Source organism: Microbulbifer aggregans, from assembly GCF_001750105.1.
In the GTDB taxonomy this organism is placed as follows: Bacteria; Pseudomonadota; Gammaproteobacteria; order Pseudomonadales; family Cellvibrionaceae; genus Microbulbifer; species Microbulbifer aggregans.
In genome coordinates this window covers 1,807,196-1,830,439 of the sequence record NZ_CP014143.1, presented here as the reverse complement: position 1 = coordinate 1,830,439, position 23,244 = coordinate 1,807,196, and the positions used below count along the sequence as shown (strand labels likewise).

The window sequence follows — 23,244 nt, the reverse complement described above, 5'->3', positions numbered from 1 at the left end:
AGAAAAAGCCAGAACTTAATCAAGTCGCTTACTGAAGCGCAGGACTGCCAGCGTCATCATGACAGCGGTGAAGGCGATAAGCGCCAGCACATCGGACCATAACTCTGTCAGGTCAGCTCCCCGCAACATCACACCGCGAATCAAGCGGACGAAGTGTGTCAGCGGTAACACCTCTGCAATCCACTGTGCCGGCTCCGGCATCCCCTCAAAGGGAAAAACGAACCCTGACAACAGGATCGAGGGAACGAACACAAAAAACGTCATCTGCATGGCCTGAAACTGGGATTTCGCCCGGGTTGATATGAGCAGACCAAGAGTCAGGTTGGCCAGAATCAGCAGAAGCGCAGCCAGGTAGACATCCAGGATGCTGCCCCGCACCGGCACCCCAAAAAGCCATATCCCACACAGCAGCACCAGACTGGTCTGGATCAGACCGATGACACCATAGGGCAGTACCTTGCCAGTCATCAACTCCGTACCACTGACCGGTGTTGCGATCAGCAGCTCCATATTGCCGCGCTCCCGCTCCCGCACAATGGCAATGGCCGTGAACATCACCATCGTCATGGTGAGAATGATACCGATCAGGCCAGGCACGATATTGATGGCGGATACCCGTTGCGGGTTATAGAAACTGACTACCGAAACCGCCACTTCCGGTACAGGCACCGAATTCAGGTGCCGCTCACGGGCGCTGTCTGTCAGCGGCATCCGTGCGAGCTGACGGGCGGCGTTCTGTACTACCGTATCGCTGCCGTCCACCAGGACTTGCACCGCGGATTCCCCCCTAGCCAGACGGCGCTCGAAGTCTGGTGGTATCACCACCCCAACCTGGATTTCCCCGCGGCGCAGCATTGTCATCAGCTGTTCCGGTGTACGGGCATCGGTTTCGGGGTGAATAACATCAGTGGCGAGCATATCCATCACCAGCTGTCGGGAGCTGCTGGTTCCCGCCTGGTCGACGATAGCCGTGGGAAGATGGCGCAAATTGAGGTTAATCGCGTAGCCGAAAAGCACCAGCTGCAGGATTGGAATCACGACGATCATGGACAGGGTCACCCTGTCACGGCGCAACTGGCGCAGCTCCTTTACCAGCACGGCCCAGGTGCGACGCCAGTTCACGGCGCGGCCTCGGGGATGTGTTCCGGTTTATTGGTGACTGCGACAAATACGTCTTCGAGGTTCGGTGCTATGGGGTTGATCTGCGCCTGCAGCCCGGCCTCATCAAGCTCCTTTTGCCATTGCTGCACATCGACTTGAGACTCACCACAGAGCACCCTCAGGTTGTTGCCAATTTGTGCCGCACTGATAATCCCTGCCATCTGTAAAAGCTTTTGACGTGCGCGACGGGGTTGTTGCGCGTGCACCTCAAAGGTACGCCCCTCCAGGCCACCGGTAAGTTCTGCCGGGCTGCCGTCGGCCACAAGGCAACCGTGATCGAGCACGGCCAGGCGGTGGCACCGCTCCGCCTCGTCCATGTAGTGCGATGAAACCAGAATGGTGGTGCCCGCGTCCGCCAGCTCAAACAACTTTTCCCAGAAATCCCGCCTCGACTCCGGATCCACCGCACTGGTGGGCTCATCAAGAAAAAGTAGTTCCGGCCGGTGGAGTACACTACCGGCCAGTGCCAGCCGCTGGCGCTGGCCGCCGCTCAAAGTACCGGCCAGCTGTTGCTGCCGGTGCTCAAGCTGATATTCCCCGAGTAACTGTTCCACCCGTTTACGACTATCGCGTTGTTCAAGCCCGTGGATGGCGGCGAGAAATTCGAGGTTTTCCCGCACAGTGAGATCGCTGAACAGGGAAAAGTGCTGGGTCATGTAGCCGATATGGTAACGGAGCTGATCCGCCTGCTCGGGGATGCGCAGTCCGAGCACCTCGATATCCCCGGCAGTGGGCGTCAGCAAACCGCATAGCATACGGATTGCAGTGGATTTTCCCGAGCCATTCGGGCCGAGAAAGCCATAGACCTGGCGCCGATCGACAGTGAGATCGAGGCCGTCGACAGCGCGAAGGCTGCCAAAACACTTGGTCAGCCCACGGGCACGGATTGCGACCTCGTCATCGGACATTGTCGGCCCCGGTTGCGGGCGATGTGGACGGGGCGTCGCTGGCTCGAGCCGTTAAGAATTTTGCCTGCAGCGGCAGCCCCGAGGGCAGGTTCGCCGCAGCCTCGTCCAGCTGAATTTCCGCCAGGTAGCTGAGCCGAGAGACATCTTCGCCGGTCAACGCGTAATAGGGTGTAAAGCTCGGTTCACTGCGAATAGCTCTTACTCGCCCCGGGTAACCTCTATCGCCTCCCTCGATTGTGACAGTCGCGGCATCGCCAACCTGAATTCCGGCCCGCATGGGCTGAGGAATATAGACCCGGGCATAGGGCGTTTCGCCGACCAGCATAGTGATCAATGGCCCGCCAATCGGGGCTTCATCTCCAAGCTTGAACGGAATACTGTCGACCAGTCCGGACCGCGGTGCCTGCAATACCAGCTTATCCAGTAACGCTTGCTGGACTTGCTGTTCGGACCTGGCCCGCTCCAGCGCCGCCTGAGCCTGGTCGATACGCTCCGAGCGGGTGCCTCTCTCGAGCTCTAGCAGCAAAGCCTCTGCCGCTGTTACCTGGGCGCGGGCACTTTCGGCGGCAGCTCTGGCACTGTCCAGGTCATCTTTGGAAACAAAGTGCCGCCTGGCTAACTCGGCAAGACGCCGATAACGGGCTTCGGCATCCCTTAGCTGGCTGCGGACCCGTTCCAGATCCGCCCTGGCCCGATCAATTTCCTCCGAGCGGGGCCCCTCGCGTAATTCCTGCAACAGTGCTTCCTGGCGCGCCGCTTCTGCACCTGTGGCGTCCCTACGTGCTCTTACCGTACTGTCATCGAGTGCCATCAATATCTGGCCAGCGGTGACACGGTCCCCCTCCCGGACTTTGATCGCAACGATTTTCTCTGCCACCGGGGCCGGCAGCGCTATCCGGTCCCACTCGAGCGTTCCCAGTACGCGCTGCGGCTCTGGTTCACAGCCGGACAGGCAAACCACAGTAATGATCGTCAGCGCCAGCTGCAGAAGGGGGGGCAGCCTGGAGATCAGGCCCTTGATGAGCGACACACGCATCAGGAGTTGTCGCCCTGAATGAGGAAAGTATGGCGGACAAACCTACGGGTAGCTGATGCCCCAGCAGTATGGCTGTCGTCCCACCATTCAGGCAGGTTTAGACCGGCACATTCCTTGGCCATTGACGGGCTCGTCTTTCAGGATGAATGACATTCAAATTAATGAAGATAACGGCCGGCTTCAAGTTTGTACTACCAGATCTCTCCCACGCCGGGCCGTCGGCAGCAATAAAAAAGGCGGCCCAGGGGCCGCCTTTTACATTCCGAAAAACCTGCCTGCTTCCCGCCTATTCAGAGGTGCTCTACGGAATCGATTTCATATTCCACCGCACCGGAAGGCGTATGCACTTCCACCACATCGCCCACTTCCTTGCCAATCAGGGCACGGGCGATTGGCGAATTCACGGAAATTTTCTTCTGCTTAACATCCGCCTCATCATCGCCAACGATTTTGTAGGTGACCTCTTCGTCTGTCTCCATATGAATAATGGTGACGGTGGTGCCGAAGATCACCCGGTCGCTTGGCTCGATGGCTTTGACATCGATAACCTGGGCGTGAGACAGCTTGGCTTCGATTTCCTGGATGCGACCCTCGATGAACCCCTGCTTTTCCCGTGCGGCGTGATATTCGGCGTTCTCTTTCAGGTCACCGTGCTCGCGCGCCTCAGCGATCGCCTGTACGACGGCGGGACGCTCGACTTTTTTCAGGTTGTTCAGTTCGGCGCGCAGTGATTCGGCGCCCTCGACAGTCATTGGTACCCGGTTCAATTTGGGCCTCCAGTTTTTTATAACGACAAAACCAGGACCCCCGAAGTTCGGGGGCCTGGCTGCGATTGTTGTGTTCAGAGTGGCCGGCCGCGCAAGGCTGAAGCCTGGCGGCCTGAGTAATCGGCTTTACTCTGGCAGCTTGACCACGCGCTGGTGCAGGTCCTGCAGACGGCGCACCTTGAGGGGTTCGCCCAGCTGCATTGCCAGAGCCATTGCCTTGGCTGCTGCCAGCGTGGTGGTGTAGCACACCTGGTGATTCTCCGCACTGCGGCGGATATCAGCCGAATCGCGAATGGCCTGGCGCCCTTCCGTGGTATTCACCACCAGCGCGATTTCGTCATTCTTGATCATGTCGACGATATGCGGGCGGCCTTCGCTCATCTTGTTGACGGTTGTAACGGCAATACCGCTGTCTTGCAACACCTGAGCGGTTCCGCGCGTAGCCACCAGCTCGAAGCCGAGGGTCGCCAGGTCGCGGGCGACGGGGACCACCGCGTCTTTGTCGAAGTCGCGCACGGAGATAAATACCTTGCCGGATTCCGGCAGGGTGTCGCCGGCGGCCAGCAGCCCCTTGTCGAACGCCTCGGCAAAGGTCGCGCCAACCCCCATTACCTCACCGGTGGATTTCATTTCCGGGCCGAGAATCGGGTCCACTTTCGGGAATTTGTTGAACGGGAATACCGACTCCTTCACGGAGAAGTAGTCCGGCACGATCTCCTCGGTAAAGCCCTGCTCCGCCAGGCTGATGCCGGCCTGACAGCGAGCAGCCACTTTGGCCAGCGAAGTACCGATACACTTGGAGACGAACGGCACGGTGCGCGAAGCGCGCGGGTTGACCTCGATCACGTAGATCTCGCCATCCTGGTAGGCGAGCTGGGTGTTCATCAGACCCACGACGCCCAGTTCCCGGGCCATGGCCTTCACCTGCTCACGCATCTTGTCCTGCACATCCGCCGGCAGGCTGTAGGGTGGCAGCGAGCACGCGGAGTCACCGGAGTGCACACCTGCCTGCTCGATATGCTGCATGATGGCACCGATCACGACATCCTCACCGTCAGATACCGCATCGATGTCCACCTCGATCGCCGCATTGAGGAAGTTATCCAGCAGTACCGGCGCCTCGTCGGAGACCTCCACGGCCTCCTTCATGTACTTGAGCAGCTCCTCTTCCTTGTAGACGATCTCCATGGCGCGGCCGCCCAATACGTAGGAGGGGCGCACCACCAACGGATAGCCCACATCCTTGGCCGTTTGAATGGCCTCGGTAACGGAGCGCACGATGGCATTGTCAGGCTGCTTGAGGCCCAGACGCATGATCATCTGCTGGAAGCGCTCCCGGTCCTCGGCCCGGTCGATCTGCTCCGGGGTGGTACCGATGATCGGCACACCCTCGGCGGCCAGGTAGCGAGCCAGGTTCAGCGGCGTCTGACCGCCGAACTGCACGATGACCCCGGTGGGCTTTTCCTTGCGCACGATTTCCAGCACGTCCTCAAGGGTCACCGGCTCGAAATAGAGGCGGTCCGAGGTGTCGTAGTCAGTGGAAACCGTCTCCGGGTTACAGTTGACCATGATGGTCTCGTAACCGTCGTCGCGCATGGCGAGAGCCGCGTGCACACAGCAGTAGTCAAACTCGATGCCCTGGCCGATGCGGTTGGGACCGCCGCCGAGCACCATGATCTTCTTCTTGTCGGACGGGTTGGCCTCGCACTCCTCGTCATAGGTGGAGTACATGTAGGCCGTGCTGGTGGAAAATTCCGCCGCACAGGTATCCACGCGCTTGTAGGACGGGAACACGCCCAGCTTGTGGCGGAACTCACGCACGGTCTTCTGGCTGACACCCAGCAGGTCCGCCAGACGCTTGTCAGAGAAACCCTTGCGCTTCAGGAAGCGCATATGCTCGGTAGTGAGCGCCGAGGTCGGCAGGGACTTGAGGGGCTCCTCGATCTTGATCAGCTCCTCGATCTGCACCAGGAACCAGGGATCGATGGCAGAGAGTTCGAACACCTCTTCGACGCTCATGCCCATGCGGAACGCATCGCCGACATACCAGATGCGCTCGGCACCGGCGACGGACAGCTCGCGGCGCAGGCGCTCCTTGGCCCCGTCCTCATCCGGGTCGATCTTGCTCTCCAGGCCAAAGCTACCCACTTCCAGGCCGCGCAGGGCTTTCTGCAGGGACTCCTGGAAAGTGCGGCCGATAGCCATCACCTCACCGACGGACTTCATCTGCGTCGTCAGGCGGGCATCCGCCTCGCCGAATTTCTCGAAGGTAAAGCGCGGGATCTTGGTAACCACGTAATCGATGGACGGCTCGAAAGAGGCCGGTGTCGCACCACCAGTGATCTCGTTCTGCAGCTCGTCGAGGGTGTAGCCCACCGCCAGCTTGGCCGCGACTTTGGCGATCGGGAAGCCGGTGGCCTTGGAGGCCAGTGCTGAGGAGCGGGATACCCGCGGGTTCATCTCGATGATGACCATGCGGCCGGTGTTCGGGCAGACGCCGAACTGCACGTTGGAGCCGCCGGTCTCCACGCCGATCTCGCGCAGTACCGCGATGGAGGCGTTACGCATCAGCTGGTATTCCTTGTCGGTCAGCGTCTGCGCCGGCGCGACAGTAATGGAGTCACCGGTGTGCACCCCCATCGGATCGAAGTTCTCGATGGAACACACGATGATGCAGTTGTCGTTCTTATCGCGAACCACCTCCATCTCGTACTCTTTCCAGCCGAGCAGGGATTCGTCGATCAGTAGTTCGTTGGTGGGCGAGAGGTCGAGTCCGCGTTTGCAGATTTCCTCGAACTCCGGCCAGTTGTAGGCCACACCGCCGCCGGAGCCGCCCATGGTGAAGGACGGGCGGATGATGACCGGAAAACCGAACTCTTCCGGGACTTTCTTCGCCTCCTCCAGGGAGTGGACGATTTTGGCGCGCGGGGTTTCGAGGCCGATGGACTTCATCGCCTTGTCGAACAGGTCGCGGTCCTCGGCTTTCTCGATGGCTTCCTTGTCGGCACCGATCAGTTCCACACCGAACTTTTCCAGCACGCCATGCTTGTCCAGCGCCAGGGCACAGTTCAGTGCGGTCTGGCCACCCATGGTGGGCAGGATGGCGTCCGGGCGCTCCTGTTCGATAATTTTGGCAACGGTCTTCCACTCCACCGGCTCGATGTAAGTGGCATCGGCCATCGCCGGATCCGTCATGATGGTGGCCGGGTTGGAGTTGACCAGGATAACCCGGTATCCCTCTTCCCGCAGCGCCTTACAGGCCTGGGCACCGGAGTAGTCGAACTCACAGGCCTGGCCGATCACGATGGGACCAGCGCCGATAATCAGAATGCTTTTGATGTCTGTGCGTTTTGGCATCTTTCTTCCGCTTCACGCCGGCCTGGAACCGGTCGTTTTAAAGTTGTCTCTCGGGCGTTTTGCAGTGGCTTTGCCTAGCGGCGCTCCGCCATCAGGTCGATAAACTGATCGAACAGGGGCGCCATATCGTGCGGGCCAGGGCTCGCTTCAGGGTGCCCCTGGAAGCTGAACGCCGGCTTGTCTTTAACGCGAATGCCCTGGTTGGTCTTGTCGAACAGTGAAACGTGAGTGACTTCCACGTTGTCCGGCAGGGAGCCCTCGTCAACGGCGAAGCCGTGGTTCTGGGCGGTAATCATTACGCGACCGCTCTGCAGGCACTGCACCGGGTGGTTGCCACCGTGGTGACCGAATTTCATCTTCGCAGTGCGCCCACCCACGGCCAGACCCAGCAACTGGTGGCCGAGGCAAATACCATAGATGGGGATCTCCGCCTCCAGCAGCTCGCGGATGGCGGCAATGGCGTAGTCACAGGGCTCGGGGTCGCCCGGACCGTTGGAGAGGAAAACACCATCCGGTTTCATGGCCAGGACTTCCGCTGCCGGTGTCTCCGCCGGCACCACGGTGATCTCACAGCCGCGGTCTACCAGCATGCGCAGGATGTTGCGCTTAACACCGAAATCGTAGGCCACCACCTTGTGCGGCTGCGATGCCGGTGCCGGCTTGTGGCCCTGACCGAGAGCCCAGGTGCCCTCGTTGAACGGATAGGGCTTTTTGGTGGATACCACCTTGGCCAGGTCCATGCCCTTCAGACCGGCAAACTCCCGCGCCTTGGCCAGGGCTGCGTCGCGGTCGATATTGTCGCCGGCGACAATGCAGCCACTCTGGGCGCCGCCGTCGCGCAGCAGTCGGGTCAGGCGGCGGGTATCGATATCCGCGATACCGACAATGTTGCGCGCCTTCAGGTAGTCCTCCAGGGACTGCTCGTTGCGGAAGCTGCTGGCCAGCAACGGCAGGTCGCGGATGACCAGGCCCGCGGCCCAGATTTCTTCGCACTCTTCATCCTCGGCATTGGTGCCGGTATTGCCGATGTGCGGATACGTCAGGGTAACGATCTGGCGGGCATAGGAGGGATCGGTCAGGATCTCCTGGTAACCGGTCATCGAGGTGTTGAACACCACTTCACCGGTGGAGCTGCCATGAGCGCCGATGGCGCGCCCGTGAAATTCACTGCCGTCGGCGAGGACCAGCAGGGCCGGGGTGGTGCGGGGCATCAGGAACTCCGGCGTGGGGACAGTTTTACTCAACGTGATCTCCAATCTTCAGAACTGCTTCCGGGCGGGACGGTTTGGGGGCGGCACCAGACTGCGGTGGTGCAGGGACTGCTCGGATTGCCCCTATAAAAAAGCGAGATGAAACTTCCGCTTCATCTCGCTTTTTTGAAATTATTCACGCACGGCTCTCACACTGTGGCCGGCACTTGCCGCCGGCGTTGACGGGGCCGCCACTGCACAGACAGACCTCGCTGCGGGGCATGCCCAAACCGGGCGCAGATTCTACGGCAATTAGGCCCCAGGCGCCAGTGCAAAAAAGCATCGATTTTCTCATCAAACCCACGAGACCGGTCGGCTGCTCAGTCAACGTTGACCATGTGGCGCCTCAGGGCACATGGCGTGTGAGTCGGAACAGACTGGTGCCGGTCTTGAGTTCGGCCCGCTCCAGCATCGTCTTGTTCAAGCGCAGGGATACATTGCCCCCGCTGCCGGCGAACTCCACCATTCCCCCGGTCGCGGCAAAGCGCGGGCTGTCGCTCATGGTCAAGACCGGAAAGTACTGCAGCGCCCCGATAATCTCCAGCTGGTCTGCTCGCGGCAGGGCCAGTAACAGCAGCACCTGGCAATCCCGTGCCCGGCGCAGCTCGCCGTGTGCCAGCGTCTCCACCGAGGCCCGACGCCCATCGATACTCTGGTGCTTGAGCCGCGCCCACAGGGGCTTTCGAATCTGGTCATCGCCGATAAGACAGACCCGAAAGGGCGCGGCGGTGCCATTAAACGCCTCGATGGGCCACTGGATATGGTGGGCAAAGTGGATAATGTAATTGACCATTACCTCGCGGCCGGCTTCGGTTTCCGACAGCCGTGGAGAAGCGCCGACACCCGGCGCGGCCAATACAGTCAGCAGGCACATAGCCAAGAAAATGCGCACCTGCCGCAAGAGGGTTTCAGGAAACAGCTTGCTACTTTTCATGCCAGCGAATCCATGCATTTCGCAGTCACCGAGGTGAAGTTGAGGGGAGGCCAGCTCCCCGCTACCGCCCGTCCATGGCGGCCAGATTTCGATGTGCGGCAGTGGCGGGTGGGGGATTGCAATCACCACCACGCCCGTCACGCCCTGGAGACGCACGCAAGCGAATGCGCAGTCTCCCAACTTGAGGGTAGTCTCGGCAGCGGCGCTTCGCCAAAAGCCTGCTTTGCCCCCCGAAAAGACTGAGCCAGAGGGAAAGGAAGTGCACCTAGCCCCCCGGAGCCTAAAGGTCAGTCTTCCGGAGCAGACGGCTCAGCATCCCCGGCCGGGGCAGTGCTGTTGGCTGCGATGGGCGGGCGCCACTTCAGCGCTTTCTCGATGGACATGATCATCGCGCCGGCCACATCCTTGCGGGTAGCGCTCTCGATTCCCTCGAGACCGGGGGAGGAGTTGACCTCCAGCAGCAACGGCCCCTTCTTGGAGCGGATAATATCGACCCCCGCCACCTTGAGTCCCAACACCTTGGCCGCCTTGATCGCCAGACGCTTCTCCTCGACGGTGACTTTGACCACCGATGCCGTGCCACCCTGGTGAATATTGGCGCGGAACTCTCCGGGAGCCGCCTCGCGCTGAATGGCGGCTACCACCTTGCCATCGATCACAAACAGGCGCAGATCCCGCCCCTGAGCCTCGCGGATAAACTCCTGCACCAGCAGGTTCGCCTTCAGGGACTTGAAGGCATTGATCACCGACTCTCCCGCTTTGCGGGTCTCGGCCAGCACCACGCCCCGCCCCTGAGTTCCTTCCAGCAGCTTCACGATCAGAGGTGCACCCCCGACCATTTCGATCAGCTCGTTGGTATCTACCGGGGAGTTGGCGAAGCCCGATGTGGGAATATTCAGACCGTTCTGCTGCAACAACTGCAGTGAAAAGAGTTTGTCCCGAGACTGACTGATGGCCGCTGAGCCGTTCAGGGCGAAGACATCCAGGCTTTCGAAATGGCGTGTCAGCGCACAGCCGTAGAACGTCTGACTGGGGCGGATCCGCGGAATGACGGCATCCAGGTTGTTAAGGATGCGACCGTCGCGGTAATGCACTTCCGGCTCATTGGGGTCCAGCTTCATATAGCACTGGCGGATATCGAGGAAGCTCATGCGATGCCCACGTTCCGCCCCCGCCTCCATAATGCGCTGGTTGCTGTAAAGGTCCGGGTTGGAAGCCAGCAGGCCAATACGCAGCCCGGTGCCGGCGATGTGGTGCTCGTCCCGGTAATACTCTTCCAGCTCGCTCGGGCGGACATCACCGAGACAGAAACTCTCGGAGGGATCCACCAGCATGCGCCCCAGCATCGCCTCACGCCCCAGCAACATCCGGTAACCCATGCTGTCACGATTGGTGAGCGTCAGCTCGATATCCCAGACACTGCCTCCGATGGACAGGGAAGTGCGGATCACCGGGCGCTTCTCCGCCTCACCTGAGGAGCTGCGCACCATGCGCTTGTCCAGCAGCTTCGCTTCGCAGCGCACGGACGGGCGCCGCAGGTGCTGCAGCGGATGCGCCTCAAAGCTCACCCAGGGTTCGCCATCCCGCTTGAAGGTCTGGATGTTATAAGCGTGCAGGCTGGAGGTCTTTGCCCCCGAGTCCACCCGCGCCTTGATAGCGGGAATACCGAGAGAGGGAAAGCTGCACCACTCCTCGCTGCCGACGATTAATTTTTTTTCCAAACTCACTGACTCCTTGAACTGGAGAGGGCTGCGCTCAGCGCAGTTTAAAAATATTGCAGAAATTACAGACCGAGGACGTCGCGCATATCGTAGTGGCCAGGCGCGCGTACTTCGCCGCCCTCCCCTGCGAGCCACAGCGCGGCGCGCACAGCACCGCGGGCAAAAGACAAGCGGCTGCTGGCGCGGTGGCTGATCTCGACCCGCTCACCGTCGGCAAGGAACATTACCGTGTGATCCCCCACCACATCTCCGCCACGAACGGTGGCAAAGCCGATGGTGTCCCGGTCACGGGCTCCCGTCTGCCCTTCTCGTCCGTAAACCGCGACCTCCGACAGGTCCCGACCGAGGGTATCTGCAATGACCTCCCCCATGCTGAGGGCGGTACCGGAGGGCGCATCCACCTTGTGCCGATGATGTGCCTCGACGATCTCGATGTCGGCGTCTTCACCCATGACCCGCGCTGCGGATTCCAGCAGCTTGAAGCACAGGTTGACCCCGGTAGAGAAATTACTGGCCATACAGAGCGGGATCACCTCGGCCGCTTTCAGCAGTCGCGCCTTTTGATCAGCGTCAAAACCGGTGGTGCCGATCACGATTGGCTTTCCATACTCGGCACAGAAAGCCGCATTGGCCAGTGTCGCCGTCGGGGCGGAGAAATCAATCAGAACGTCAAACTCTGCGTCCTTTAAAGCCCCCACGACCGGCAGCCCAAGGTTTCCCAGGCCAGCAATCTCGCCGGCATCGGCTCCGACCAGAGTGGATTCAGGGCGCACCACGGCCGCAGAGAGCTCCGCCCGCTCTGACTGGACCAGCGCCTGGGCCAGGGCTCTCCCCATCCGGCCACCAAACCCGGTGACTGCAACCTTTACCGCCATGGGCTCTCTCCTCCTTGCTTAAAGCGGCGGATTCTACCGCGCTCTACCGGCACCTGTCCTTGCGCTAGCGAAAAGATAACAGAGCGGCAATCAGCGGCCAGGATTCCGAGCGACGGATGGCGGCTATTCTCACGAACTCTATGCATATCGTGCGGCTGTCTCTCCCCTTCGGGCTAGGCTTGGAGAAAGCAAGGGAGAAGCGCCAATGTTGACACCTGAAATCACTTCGAGAAAAGCCTTATCCACATCCCGCCTCTGCCACTGGGCCCTGCTCGCCACCGCGCTACTTGTGCTTGGCGGCTGTGCTCGCGACGAGGGTCTCGGCGAGGACTTCTGGGAAAAATATGACGATATTGCCGACTGGGTGACCCTGCGCCTGGAGCTCACGCCGGAGCAGGAACAGAAAGTGCTCCCGATCCTCGAGCAGGATTTCCAGCGTAAAAAAGAAATGCTCAAGTCCTACGGTTTCCTGAGCGGCGACAAACCGCACCTTAGCGAGCAGGAAGTAGAAGAAATCGATGCCAAGATGATCGCCATTCGTGCCGAAACCCGCGCCAAGCTGGTGCCGCTACTCGCACCGGACCAGCTCGAGACGCTCAAGGAAATACAGCGGGAATATCACCAGGACTTTCGCGAAAGACTGGACAAACTTTAGCCAACCGCTAAACCTGCCCTCGCCTGGCGCCCCTTTCAGGAGAGGTGCACAGGAGAGGCACAGTGGGCACTAGTTGAGGAGCTGCTCGATTTTGCTCACTGTTTCGTCCGGGTATTTCATCAGCGTATGGATATGTTTGCCTTCTGTCTGCCAGAAGGCTTTTGGCTCTCGGGCATTGGCAAAGAGTGTCTGGCCGCGCTCGGGGCGCACATTGGTGTCATCGCGGCTCTGAATAATCAGCTTTGGGATGGCGGTAATCTCTCGAATGTCCTCGGCGGCCGTGTAGGGTTGGTGGAAATCTTCAGGGTGGCTCTCCGCGCGCTGGCGCAGGAATTCCACCGGGGTATTGTCAGCCGCAACGGTGGAGAAGGACGCGACACTGCCATCGAGCACCAGCGCAGTTACCTGCTCCTGTAACTCCCTAGTCAATCCCACAGCCACCTGGCCGCCCAGGGATTGGCCGAGAACGACCACGGGAGTCGACTTCACCTCTTCCCGGGAGCGCATATCGGCGAATGCGATTTTGCTGTCCTCCAGCACATTAAGGTGCGTCGGCTTACCCCCAGACTTACCGAAGCCCCGCCAGTCGAGTGCGTATACCTGGAATCCACTTTCCACGAGTGGCTGGATAGCGGGCAGGTACAGGCTGACATTACCTCCCGAGCCATGCAGGAAGAAGATTGTGGCCCTGACGCTGTCTGTCTCTGGTTTGAAGAAATAGCTGTAGATGGTGACATCCTCAGCAACCCGCAACGGAATTTCCTCATAAGCCAGCACCTCCATTCGGCGCATCTCTTTCACCGGGAAATAAAACAGCCTGGACTCATCGTTATCCACCACTGCGCTGACAAAGTCATTGGTTTGGTAAAGATAAAAAGCGAAGCCGCCGGTAGCGATCAGGAGACTCAGCACCCCCAAGGCAAAAACCTTCAAAATTTTTTTCATTCTAATGCATCCTTTCTTTTTTCATATCGAGCGCCACACCCCGGCACCCCTGAAGCGATCACAGTCAGCGACTGATCTGAACCCGACACCTTACACGAGGCGGTGAATTTCTTCTTTGCAGAGCGTCACTCGGGCCGGAGTTCCCCGTAACACCTGCATCAAGCTGGCACAAAAAAAGCGGCCTAAAGCCGCTTTTTTTTGTGCTGGATCGGCCGAAAAATGTCGGCGATACGCGCCTGTTACAGTTTCATATCGCCGAAAAAGTTCTTCACCCCTTCAAACCAGCCGGTCTGGCGGGGAGAGTTTTTCTTCTCACTCAAGGTGCCTGCAAACTCCTGCAGCAACTCTTTCTGCTTGCCGGTCAGGTTGACCGGTGTCTCCACCACGACCCGACACAGCAGGTCACCGGGCGCACCACCGCGTACCGGGGTGACACCCTTGCCGCGCAGGCGGAACAGCTTGCCGGTCTGGGACTCGGCCGGAATCTTCAGTTTCACCTTGCCGTCCAGGGTCGGCACTTCCAGCTCGCCGCCCAGGGCCGCGGCGACAAAGCTGATGGGCACCTCGCAGTATAGGTTGCGGCCATCGCGCTGGAACAGCTCGTGCTCCTTCACCACCACCTGCACGTACAGATCCCCGGGCGGGCCACCGTCCGGCCCCGCCTCACCCTCACCGGACAGGCGAATACGGTCGCCGGTATCGACACCCGGCGGTACTTTTACGGACAGGGTCTTGGTCTGCTCCACGCGCCCGGCGCCATGGCAGCTGCCACAGGGGTCGCTGATGATAGTGCCGCGACCGCGGCAATTGGGACAGGTCTGCTGCACGGAGAAAAAGCCCTGCTGCATGCGTACCTGACCGACACCGCCACAGGTGCCACAGGTCTGCGGCTTGGAGCCGGGCTTGGCGCCGGAACCGTCGCAGGTATCACAGCCGACCAGGGTGGGCACCCGGATCTTGACGGTGGTGCCGCGCACCGCGTCCTCCAGATCCAGTTCCAGATCGTAGCGCAGGTCGGAACCCCGCGCCGGACCGCCCCGACGGCCGCCACCGCCGCCAAAGATATCGCCAAAGACGTCGCCGAAAATATCGGAGAAGCCGCCGAAACCACCGGCGCCGCCGCCCATCTGCCCCTCGACGCCCTCATGGCCAAACTGGTCGTAAGCGGCTTTTTTCTGCGGATCGGACAGGACCTCGTAGGCCTCATTGGCTTCCTTGAACTTGGCCTCTGCCTCCTTGTCATCGGGGTTGCGGTCCGGGTGATATTTCATCGCCACCCGGCGATAGGCTTTTTTCAGCTCTTTCTCGTCCGCACCTTTGCTGACACCGAGAATTTCGTAGTAATCGCGCTTCGACATAAATCTGTATCTCTGGACCGGTCAATTCGCCGGTCAGGCTGTCTTTGTTCTCTTTCTCCCAAACCCAAACACGCCGCTCTCCCGTCGGCGATATCGCTCGCTACCGGTTGCCCGGCCGCAAACGACAGGGGCGCGGCGGCCCCTTTCGGTAAACCGCCGCGCCCCGCGAAGGACGTTCAGCCCGCTGGCTAGCGGCTTACTTGTCCTCTTTTTTGTCGTCCTTCACTTCTTCGAACTCGGCGTCCACCGCGTCGTCGCCACCGGACTGCTGGGCCTGTTCTCCGCCAGCCGCACCTTCGGCGCCCTGCGCAGCCTGAGCCTGCTCGGCGTACATCTTCTGAGCCACAGGGCCAGAAGCCTCGGTCAGCTTGGTAGTAGCCGCGTCCATCGCCGCCTTGTCGTTGCCCTTGACGGCTTCTTCCGCCTCGGACAGTGCCGCTTCGATCGCGGACTTCTCGTCGGCGGTAACCTTGTCACCCGCTTCCTCGAGGGTTTTCTTGGTCGCAGAGATCAGGCCGTCGAGGGTATTGCGCGCAGTCACCAACTCTTCGAACTGCTTGTCGGCCTCGGCATTTGCCTCGGCGTCCTGCACCATCTTGTCGATCTCTTCATCGGACAGGCCAGAAGAGGCCTTGATCACGATGGACTGCTCCTTGCCGGTGGCCTTGTCCTTGGCATGTACATGCAGGATACCGTTGGCATCGATATCGAAGGTCACTTCAACCTGCGGCACACCGCGCGGCGCCGGCGGAATGTCTGCCAGATCAAAACGTCCCAGAGACTTGTTCTGCGCCGCCTGCTTGCGCTCACCCTGTACCACGTGGATGGTCACGGCAGTCTGGTTGTCTTCGGCGGTGGAGAATACCTGCGACTTCTTGGTCGGGATAGTGGTGTTCTTGTCGATCAGCGGCGTGGCCACACCACCCATGGTCTCGATACCCAGGGTCAGCGGGGTCACATCCAGCAGCAGCACGTCTTTCACATCACCGGCCAGTACTGCACCCTGAATGGCCGCACCCATGGCAACGGCTTCGTCCGGGTTCACGTCCTTGCGCGGTTCCTTGCCGAAGAACTCGGTCACCTTCTGCTGTACCAGCGGCATACGGGTCTGGCCGCCGACCAGGATCACTTCGTCAACGCCGGAAGCCGACAGGTCCGCGTCGGCCAGGGCAGTCTTGACCGGCTCCAGGGAGCGGGTAACCAGCTCTTCTACCAGGCTCTCCAGCTTGGCGCGGGTCAGCTTGACGACCAGGTGCTTGGGACCGGTGGCATCTGCAGTGATGTACGGCAGGTTCACCTCAGTCTGCTGGCTGGAGGACAGCTCGATCTTGGCCTTCTCGGCCGCTTCCTTCAGGCGCTGCATGGCCAGGGGGTCGCCCTGCAGGTCGATACCCTGCTCTTTCTTGAACTGCTCGGCCAAATATTCGATCAGGCGCAGGTCGAAGTCCTCACCACCGAGGAAAGTGTCACCGTTAGTGGACAGCACTTCGAACTGCTTCTCGCCGTCGACATCAGCGATCTCGATAATGGAGATATCGAAGGTACCACCACCCAGGTCGTAAACCGCGATGGTGCGGTCACCACCGGCTTTATCCATGCCGTAAGCCAGCGCTGCTGCCGTCGGCTCGTTGATGATGCGCTTCACGTCCAGACCGGCAATGCGGCCGGCATCCTTGGTGGCCTGACGCTGGGAGTCGTTGAAGTAGGCCGGTACGGTGATCACCGCGGCGTCGACCTTCTCACCGAGGAAGTCCTCGGCAGTCTTTTTCATCTTTTTCAGCACTTCAGCGGAAATCTGCGGCGGCGCCTTCTTGTCGCCTTTCACTTCCACCCAGGCATCGCCGTTGTCGGCTTCGACGATCTGGTAGGGCACCATCTTGATGTCCTTCTGCACCACATCATCCTTGAACTTGCGGCCGATCAGGCGCTTCACCGCGAACAGGGTGTTCTGCGGGTTGGTTACCGCCTGACGCTTGGCAGACTGGCCCACCAGAATCTCGTTGTCATCGGTGAAAGCAACGATGGACGGGGTGGTGCGATCACCCTCGGCGTTTTCGATTACACGTGCCTTATCGCCCTCCAGAACAGCCACACAGCTGTTGGTGGTACCCAGGTCGATGCCGATAATTTTTCCCATCAGTATGTCCTCTAGTCTCTGCGCGCCACCCCCTGTGTCCGGGCCGCTGCGCGTTTGTATTCTCTGTTGCCAGCTATATTGGTGCCGGCCTTACAATTTCAAGGGGCTTTCTTCAGCTCCGCCTCAATTTCCCTTATGGGGCTTTGCTGACAACGACCATCGCCGGGCGCACCAGACGGCCGTGCAGGCGGTAGCCTTTCTGGAACACTTCCAGCACGGTGTTGGGCTCCACATCGCCGTTCGGTACCTGGGTCATGGCCTGGTGCAACTCCGGATCGAAGGGCTCGCCGCTCGGATCCACCTCCTCGACACCGTTCTTGGCCAGGGTATCCAGGAAGGACTTGCGGGTGAGCTCGATACCCTCGATCACCGCCTTGTTGGCCTCGTCACCCCTGTCGATGCTGGACAGTGCACGCTCCAGGTTGTCCACTACCGGCAGCAGGTCCTGCAGCAGCTTCTCGGTGGAGTACTTGCGTGCGCGGTCGATATCCTGCTCCGCCCGGCGACGGGCGTTCTGGGCCTCGGCCTGGGCGCGCAGCACCGAATCCCTCTGGATATCGATCTGCTCTTGCAGGCTGATGACCTGTGCTTTCAGGGCCTCGGCACTGTGGGCTTCCTCGTGCAGGGCCTCCTCGGCCTCGTGCTGCTCCTCGGAGGAGGGGACTTCCAACTCCACCTCGGGCCCTTGCTCTTCGGGCTCGATATGCTGGTCGCTCAGGGCTTCGTGGTGCTCGGCCCCACTCTCCATATTCTGTTCTTCTTCGCTGCGCTCTCTGGCCACTGCTCTACTCCGTCGCGTCGGGTGTCAAATAAATCGCGTGGTATTCGGTCCGGTCTTCGCCGCCGGACACCTGTCCCACAGCAAATTTCGGCAAGTGCAGGGCTATATGGGGCCTAAGCCCTATTCTTCAAGTGGATTTTCACGAGAGGGTAATGTCCCACAGCCCCTCTGGCGAACAGGCAACCATTACTGTATAAATAACCACTGATTCACGCAGTGCCGGATGCACCCGGCGACCCAATAAGAACGGCCACAGAAGCGATTCCTATGTTGCTGCACCTGTCGATCAGTCAGTTCACCCTGGTGGACCAGCTGGAGCTGGAATTCGGACCGGGCACCAGCGCCCTGACCGGCGAGACCGGCGCCGGCAAGTCCATCACGCTCGACGCCCTGGGCCTGGCCCTCGGCGACCGCGGTAGCGCCGAGCTGGTCCGGGCCGGCGCCAACCGCGCCGACATCCACGCCACCTTTGATATTGCAGACCACCCGGAAGCGACCGCCTGGCTGGAAGAGCAGGAGATGGACGCCGGCCGCGAAGTGATCCTGCGCCGGACCATTAGTGCCGACGGCCGTTCCCGCGCCTACATCAACGGCCAGCCAGTCACGCTGCTGCAGCTGCGGGCCCTGGGCGAGCAGCTGATCGATATCCACAGCCAGCACGAACATCAGTCGCTGCTGAAAAAAGACACCCATCGGCGCCTGCTCGATGAATACGCCGAAGCCCAGGCACTGGCCGCGGAAACCCGCATCCACTTCAAGACCTGGCAGGACCGGTACCGCCGCTACCGGGCGCTGGCGGAAAGCGCCGAGGAGACCGAGGCCCGCCGCGAACTGCTCCAATACCAGCTCGAGGAACTGGAGCAGCTCGACCTGCAGCCGGATGAAATCGAGTCTCTCGAGAGCGAACAGCGCCAGCTGGCCAATGCCGGCGAGATCCTGAGCGGCAGCTACCAGCTGGCCGCCATGCTATCCGGCGGCGAGGGCGATATCGCCGAACACCTGCACCGCGCCCTGCAACTGCTCACTGCCATGCCGGAGCAGTCCCCGGCACTGACCGAAGTGGCGCAGATGCTCGACAGCGCCCGCATCCAGGTGGATGAAGCCGCCAGCACCCTGTCCCGCCATATCGACGGCTTCGAAATGGATCCGGAACGTCTCGCCGAAGTGGAAGAGCGCCTCAGCGCCATCTACCAGACCGCCCGCAAGCATCGCGTGCAGCCGGACCAGCTGCCGGGGCTACAGGCCCAACTTCAGGCCGAACTGGACGAGATCGGCGCACCGGACGCGCTCGATAAGATGGCTCAGGAATGCGAAGCCCTGGAGGCCAGCTATCGGGAGGTCGCAACACGGCTCGGCCAGCTGCGCGCAGAGGCGGCCCTGCGCCTTGCGAGCGCAGTGAACCAGCAGCTGGCGGCACTGGCCATGCCACACGCCCGAATCGAGTTGGCACTGCAACCGCTGGAGAAACCTGCCGCAAGTGGACTCGAAGAAGTGGAAATCCTGATTGCCACCAATCCCGGTCAACCGCCGCGGCCACTGGGCAAGATTGCCTCCGGTGGTGAACTCTCACGAGTCAGCCTGGCCATTCAGGTGGTCACCGCACAGACCTCCCGCACGCCGACCCTGGTGTTTGATGAGGTGGATGTAGGCATCGGCGGTGCTACCGGTGATGTCGTCGGCCGGCTGCTGCGGCAACTGGGCGAGACTCGGGAAGGGCGCGCCGGACAGGTCATCTGCGTTACCCACCTGGCCCAGGTGGCAGCACGGGCGCACCGCCAGTATCTGGTGGAAAAACACGCGGATGGCGACAGCGCCTTCGTGTCACTGCGGGAGCTGAAAGACACGCAGCGCCGCGAAGAAATTGCACGGATGCTGGGTGGTGAACCCACCGAGCAGTCACTCGCTCACGCCGGGGAGATGCTGGAGCGGGCCTGAGGGCTCAAAATACTGGCCACACAAAGCCAGCGAAACGGCCTAAAATGACTGGGTATGGCGCAGAAAGTCACTCTATACTGCGCCGCCTGCATTTACTGGGGCCGGACCTATGCAACGGACGATTTTCAACACACCACTGATCACCCCCCTCCTTCGCCAGGTAGCAAGCCTGCTGCTCAAGCTGCATGGCTGGCGGGTAATCTATGACCAGAGCGCTCAGGACGCGAAGAAATATGTCCTGCTGGGCGCACCGCACACCACCAACTGGGACGGCTATTACTTCATCCTCGCCGCCCTGAAGTTAAAGCTGGTGCCCCAATGGATGGGTAAGGACAACCTGTTCAAGTTTCCTCTCGGCGGCATGATGCGCTGGTTTGGCGGCATCGCCGTGGACCGCAGCAAGGCCAACAACCTTGTCGAGGGAACCGTCAACGCGTTCAATCGGAGCGAAGAGCTTATCGTCGCGGTGCCTCCGGAAGGCACCCGCGGCAAGGCCGAGCGCTGGAAGACCGGTTTCTACCACATTGCCCGGGGCGCGGCCGTACCGGTGGTATGCGGCTTCATCAATTTTCCCAAGAAAGAACTGGGGCTGGGCCCCGCTTTTCGCATGGGGGAGAACCTGGAAGCCGAACTGAAGCGCTTCCGCGACTTTTATGCGGACAAGATCGGCAAGTTCCCGGAACTATATACACCGCCGATCTGATCAGCCGGAAAAAAACGAGCATAAAAAAAGACGGGCCTGGGCCCGTCTTTTTTATGCGCAATCGCGAGAGAGATCAGCCCAGCTCGGCCATGACCTCATCCGGAATATCGGCGTTGGTGTAGACGTTCTGCACGTCATCAAGATCCTCTAGCATATCCACCAGAGCCATAACCTTTTCCGCTCCATCCTTATCCATGGGAACCGTGGTGGAGGGAATCATGGCGATCTCGGCATTGTCCGGCTTGAAGCCCGCCTCGGTCAGCGCATCCTTGACCGACATATATTCCTGGAACTCGGTAGTGACTTCGATGCTGCCGTCGTCATTGGTCTCGATATCCTCGGCACCGGCCTCGAGGGCAGCTTCCATCAGTGCATCCTCGTCCGCGCCGGGCTCATAGTACATCTGGCCCTTACGTGAGAAGAGGTAAGCCACCGAGCCGTCAGTACCCAGGTTGCCGCCACGCTTGGTGAACGCATGGCGAACCTCGGCCACAGTGCGGTTGCGATTATCAGTCAGGCACTCTACCAGGACCGCAACACCTCCAACGCCATAGCCTTCGTAGGTCACCGCCTCGTAGTTATCGCCGTCGGCATTGCCGGCACCACGAGCAATCGCTTTCTCAATGGTGTCCTTCTTCATGTTCGCGGCGAGCGCCTTATCGATAGTGGCGCGCAGCGTCGGGTTGTCGTCCGGGTTAGCGCCACCCTTTGCGGCCACGGTCAGCTCGCGAATGATCTTCGTGAATACCTTGCCGCGCTTGGCATCCTGGGCCGCCTTGCGATGCTTGATGTTGGCCCATTTACTGTGTCCGGCCATCAGAACTCTCCGGGTTGAATCAGTTATGGCTTGAGTCACTGGCGCCGGCACAGAAGTGACGGCGCACAGACGTTTAGCTGACCTGCTCTTCTTTGAGACGCAGGCGAATATTGAGCTCGCGCAGCTGGCGAGAATCGACAGTGCCCGGGGCATCGGTCATCACACACGCGGCGCTCTGGGTTTTCGGGAATGCGATCACGTCGCGAATAGAGTCGCTGCCGGTCATCAGCATTACCAGGCGATCGAGGCCGAATGCCAGGCCACCGTGGGGCGGCGCACCATACTTGAGTGCGTCCAGCAGGAAGCCGAACTTTTCCCGCTGCTCCTCGGCTTCGATACCGAGAATACGGAACACTGCCTGCTGCATCGCCTGATCGTGGATACGCACGGAACCACCGCCCAACTCGGTGCCGTTCAGCACCATGTCGTAGGCACGCGACAAGGCGCCGAGGGGGTTCTCTTCGAGCTCTTCGGGGCTGCAGGAAGGTGCGGTAAACGGGTGGTGCAATGCGGTCAGGCTGCCGTCATCGTCTTCCTCGAACATCGGGAAGGCCACGACCCACAGCGGTGCCCACTCACTGGTGTAGAGGTTCAGATCCTCGCCCAGCTTGCAGCGCAGTGCGCCCAGGGACTCGGAGACCACTTTGTGGGAATCCGCTCCGAAGAAGATCAGGTCGCCGGTCTGCGCCTCGAGGCGCTCGAGAATGGCCGCACGCACTTCGACGGGCAGAAATTTTACGATCGGCGATTGCAGGCCGTTTTCCAGGTCGTCGCGGTCGTTGACCTTGATATACGCCAGGCCCTTGGCCCCATAGATGCCGACAAACTTGCCGTAATCGTCGATCTGCTTGCGGGTGAGTTTGTCATTACCGCCGGTCACTTTGATGGCCGCCACACGCCCTTTCGGATCGTTGGCCGGACCGGAGAACACCTTGAAGTCCACCTCGGTCATCAGATCCTTGATCTCTACCAGCTCCAGCGGGATGCGCAGGTCCGGCTTGTCGGAACCGTAACGCAGCATCGCCTGGTAGTGGGACATGCGCGGGAACTCTCCCAGATCCACGCCCAGCAGCTCCTGGAACAGGCTGCGCACCATGCCCTCGGTGATAGCCATGATGTCCTCTTCGTCGAGGAACGAGGTCTCAATATCGATCTGGGTGAATTCCGGCTGGCGGTCCGCCCGCAGGTCCTCGTCACGGAAACACTTGGCAATCTGGTAGTAGCGATCGAAGCCGGACACCATCAGCAACTGCTTGAACAGCTGAGGCGACTGCGGCAGAGCAAAAAACTTGCCGTCGTGGGTGCGGCTCGGGACCAGATAATCGCGGGCACCTTCGGGAGTGGCGCGGGTCAGGATCGGGGTTTCGATATCCAGGAAACCCATCCCATCCAGATAATTGCGGATTGCCGTGGTCAGCTTGGAACGGAAACGCAGGTTGCGCTGCATTTCATCGCGGCGCAGGTCCAGGTAGCGGTACTTGAGACGTACGTCCTCACCGACGTTGGTGTGCTCGTCCAGCTGGAAAGGCGGTGTCTCGGCAACGTTGAGAATCTCAAGCTCATTGCCGTAGACCTCTACTTCACCGGTATCCATGTTCGGGTTGACGGTGGCTTCTGAACGGGGACGCACCCGGCCTTTGACCTGCAATACATACTCCGTACGCACGCGGTCGGCCTGTTCGAAATGCTCGGCGGCGTCGGGGTCAAAGACCACCTGCACGATACCGTCGCGGTCGCGCAAGTCGATGAAGATGACTCCGCCGTGGTCGCGGCGGCGGTCCACCCAGCCACACAGGGTAACTTCGCGGCCGATGTCCGCAGATCGAAGGGCGCCACAGTAGTCGCTGCGCATGGATAACATTCCCGTTGTCTCGTGAGTTGTCGGGGCCGGTGAGCGCCGGCCC

Annotated in this window: 18 protein-coding genes and 1 pseudogene; 3 read left to right on the top strand and 16 right to left on the bottom strand. The window is 60.6% G+C overall.

Going from position 1 to position 23,244, the window contains the following annotated elements; translation table 11 throughout:
* Positions 1-15: 15 nt before the first annotated feature.
* The 10 genes and pseudogenes from AUP74_RS08005 to dapB form a co-directional block, all read right to left on the bottom strand.
* A complete protein-coding gene (locus AUP74_RS08005; RefSeq protein WP_069947119.1) occupies positions 16-1,122 on the bottom strand; it encodes an ABC transporter permease in 1,107 nt (368 codons plus the stop codon).
* Entirely contained in the window at positions 1,119-2,069 is a 951-nt protein-coding gene (locus AUP74_RS08000) for an ABC transporter ATP-binding protein (protein ID WP_226999917.1), read from the bottom strand. Before AUP74_RS08000 ends, AUP74_RS08005 begins: the two co-directional genes overlap by 4 nt.
* The gene (locus AUP74_RS07995) at positions 2,059-3,105 is read right to left on the bottom strand and encodes an HlyD family secretion protein (RefSeq protein WP_069947118.1); all 1,047 of its coding nucleotides are present in this window, start codon (positions 3,103-3,105) and stop codon (positions 2,059-2,061) included. Before AUP74_RS07995 ends, AUP74_RS08000 begins: the two co-directional genes overlap by 11 nt.
* Positions 3,106-3,395: 290 nt before the next feature.
* Positions 3,396-3,872, bottom strand: a complete 477-nt coding sequence (gene greA / locus AUP74_RS07990; protein WP_069947117.1) for a transcription elongation factor GreA — start codon at positions 3,870-3,872, stop codon at positions 3,396-3,398.
* A 126-nt stretch (positions 3,873-3,998) separates the two neighbouring features.
* Positions 3,999-7,229, bottom strand: a complete 3,231-nt coding sequence (gene carB, locus AUP74_RS07985; protein WP_069947116.1) for a carbamoyl-phosphate synthase large subunit — start codon at positions 7,227-7,229, stop codon at positions 3,999-4,001.
* Between the two features lie 74 nt (positions 7,230-7,303).
* Positions 7,304-8,440: a glutamine-hydrolyzing carbamoyl-phosphate synthase small subunit gene (carA, locus tag AUP74_RS07980; RefSeq protein WP_069947115.1), complete on the bottom strand. Its 1,137-nt coding sequence runs from the start codon at positions 8,438-8,440 to the stop codon at positions 7,304-7,306.
* Positions 8,441-8,825: 385 nt separating this feature from the next.
* Entirely contained in the window at positions 8,826-9,413 is a 588-nt protein-coding gene (locus AUP74_RS07975; RefSeq protein WP_226999916.1) for a YfiR family protein, read from the bottom strand.
* Between the two features lie 287 nt (positions 9,414-9,700).
* A complete protein-coding gene (rimK, locus tag AUP74_RS07970) occupies positions 9,701-10,648 on the bottom strand; it encodes a 30S ribosomal protein S6--L-glutamate ligase (RefSeq protein WP_226999934.1) in 948 nt (315 codons plus the stop codon).
* Between the two features lie 84 nt (positions 10,649-10,732).
* Positions 10,733-11,140, bottom strand: a pseudogene (locus AUP74_RS17395) (ATP-dependent zinc protease family protein); the annotation flags it as partial.
* 56 nt (positions 11,141-11,196) lie between these two features.
* Positions 11,197-12,009, bottom strand: a complete 813-nt coding sequence (gene dapB / locus AUP74_RS07965; RefSeq protein ID WP_069947113.1) for a 4-hydroxy-tetrahydrodipicolinate reductase — start codon at positions 12,007-12,009, stop codon at positions 11,197-11,199.
* A 205-nt stretch (positions 12,010-12,214) separates the two neighbouring features.
* On the opposite strand from dapB, the gene AUP74_RS07960 reads away from it, so the two are divergent.
* Entirely contained in the window at positions 12,215-12,664 is a 450-nt protein-coding gene (locus AUP74_RS07960) for a hypothetical protein (protein ID WP_069947112.1), read from the top strand.
* A 69-nt stretch (positions 12,665-12,733) separates the two neighbouring features.
* Here AUP74_RS07960 and AUP74_RS07955 read toward each other — a convergent pair whose 3' ends face one another.
* The 4 genes from AUP74_RS07955 to grpE all read right to left on the bottom strand — a co-directional run bounded on the left by AUP74_RS07955 (position 12,734) and on the right by grpE (position 17,885).
* The gene (locus tag AUP74_RS07955; RefSeq protein WP_069947111.1) at positions 12,734-13,609 is read right to left on the bottom strand and encodes an alpha/beta hydrolase; all 876 of its coding nucleotides are present in this window, start codon (positions 13,607-13,609) and stop codon (positions 12,734-12,736) included.
* Positions 13,610-13,848: 239 nt separating this feature from the next.
* Positions 13,849-14,967: a molecular chaperone DnaJ gene (dnaJ, locus tag AUP74_RS07950; RefSeq protein WP_069947110.1), complete on the bottom strand. Its 1,119-nt coding sequence runs from the start codon at positions 14,965-14,967 to the stop codon at positions 13,849-13,851.
* 196 nt (positions 14,968-15,163) lie between these two features.
* A complete protein-coding gene (gene dnaK, locus AUP74_RS07945; RefSeq protein ID WP_069947109.1) occupies positions 15,164-17,104 on the bottom strand; it encodes a molecular chaperone DnaK in 1,941 nt (646 codons plus the stop codon).
* A gap of 133 nt (positions 17,105-17,237) precedes the next feature.
* On the bottom strand, positions 17,238-17,885 hold the full coding sequence (grpE, locus tag AUP74_RS07940; protein ID WP_069947108.1) for a nucleotide exchange factor GrpE: 648 nt from the start codon (positions 17,883-17,885) through the stop codon (positions 17,238-17,240).
* A gap of 267 nt (positions 17,886-18,152) precedes the next feature.
* Between grpE and recN the strand changes: the two genes are divergently transcribed.
* A complete protein-coding gene (gene recN / locus AUP74_RS07935) occupies positions 18,153-19,820 on the top strand; it encodes a DNA repair protein RecN (RefSeq protein WP_069947107.1) in 1,668 nt (555 codons plus the stop codon).
* A 109-nt stretch (positions 19,821-19,929) separates the two neighbouring features.
* Positions 19,930-20,523, top strand: coding sequence for a 1-acyl-sn-glycerol-3-phosphate acyltransferase (locus AUP74_RS07930; protein WP_069947106.1), 594 nt, complete (start codon positions 19,930-19,932; stop codon positions 20,521-20,523).
* Positions 20,524-20,596: 73 nt separating this feature from the next.
* On the opposite strand, the gene AUP74_RS07925 is transcribed toward AUP74_RS07930, so the two are convergent.
* Together AUP74_RS07925 and aspS are read right to left on the bottom strand one after the other, a co-directional pair.
* On the bottom strand, positions 20,597-21,340 hold the full coding sequence (locus AUP74_RS07925; RefSeq protein ID WP_069947105.1) for a YebC/PmpR family DNA-binding transcriptional regulator: 744 nt from the start codon (positions 21,338-21,340) through the stop codon (positions 20,597-20,599).
* Between the two features lie 73 nt (positions 21,341-21,413).
* Positions 21,414-23,192 carry an aspartate--tRNA ligase gene (gene aspS, locus AUP74_RS07920; protein WP_069947104.1) on the bottom strand — a complete coding sequence of 593 codons (1,779 nt, stop codon included), beginning with the start codon at positions 23,190-23,192 and terminating at the stop codon, positions 21,414-21,416.
* Positions 23,193-23,244 lie beyond the last annotated feature (52 nt).

What these genes read in the sequence shown, in the direction of transcription:
- AUP74_RS07925 (WP_069947105.1), bottom strand. Translation starts at nt 21,340, where the DNA reads ATGGCCGGACACAGTAAATGGGCCAACATCAAGCATCGCAAGGCGGCC.
- dnaJ (WP_069947110.1), bottom strand. Translation starts at nt 14,967, where the DNA reads ATGTCGAAGCGCGATTACTACGAAATTCTCGGTGTCAGCAAAGGTGCG.
- aspS (WP_069947104.1), bottom strand. Translation starts at nt 23,192, where the DNA reads ATGCGCAGCGACTACTGTGGCGCCCTTCGATCTGCGGACATCGGCCGC.
- dapB (WP_069947113.1), bottom strand. Translation starts at nt 12,009, where the DNA reads ATGGCGGTAAAGGTTGCAGTCACCGGGTTTGGTGGCCGGATGGGGAGA.
- AUP74_RS07975 (WP_226999916.1), bottom strand. Translation starts at nt 9,413, where the DNA reads ATGAAAAGTAGCAAGCTGTTTCCTGAAACCCTCTTGCGGCAGGTGCGC.
- AUP74_RS07930 (WP_069947106.1), top strand. Translation starts at nt 19,930, where the DNA reads ATGCAACGGACGATTTTCAACACACCACTGATCACCCCCCTCCTTCGC.
- AUP74_RS07955 (WP_069947111.1), bottom strand. Translation starts at nt 13,609, where the DNA reads ATGAAAAAAATTTTGAAGGTTTTTGCCTTGGGGGTGCTGAGTCTCCTG.
- carB (WP_069947116.1), bottom strand. Translation starts at nt 7,229, where the DNA reads ATGCCAAAACGCACAGACATCAAAAGCATTCTGATTATCGGCGCTGGT.
- dnaK (WP_069947109.1), bottom strand. Translation starts at nt 17,104, where the DNA reads ATGGGAAAAATTATCGGCATCGACCTGGGTACCACCAACAGCTGTGTG.
- carA (WP_069947115.1), bottom strand. Translation starts at nt 8,440, where the DNA reads ATGCCCCGCACCACCCCGGCCCTGCTGGTCCTCGCCGACGGCAGTGAA.
- AUP74_RS07960 (WP_069947112.1), top strand. Translation starts at nt 12,215, where the DNA reads ATGTTGACACCTGAAATCACTTCGAGAAAAGCCTTATCCACATCCCGC.
- recN (WP_069947107.1), top strand. Translation starts at nt 18,153, where the DNA reads ATGTTGCTGCACCTGTCGATCAGTCAGTTCACCCTGGTGGACCAGCTG.
- AUP74_RS07995 (WP_069947118.1), bottom strand. Translation starts at nt 3,105, where the DNA reads ATGCGTGTGTCGCTCATCAAGGGCCTGATCTCCAGGCTGCCCCCCCTT.
- AUP74_RS08000 (WP_226999917.1), bottom strand. Translation starts at nt 2,069, where the DNA reads ATGTCCGATGACGAGGTCGCAATCCGTGCCCGTGGGCTGACCAAGTGT.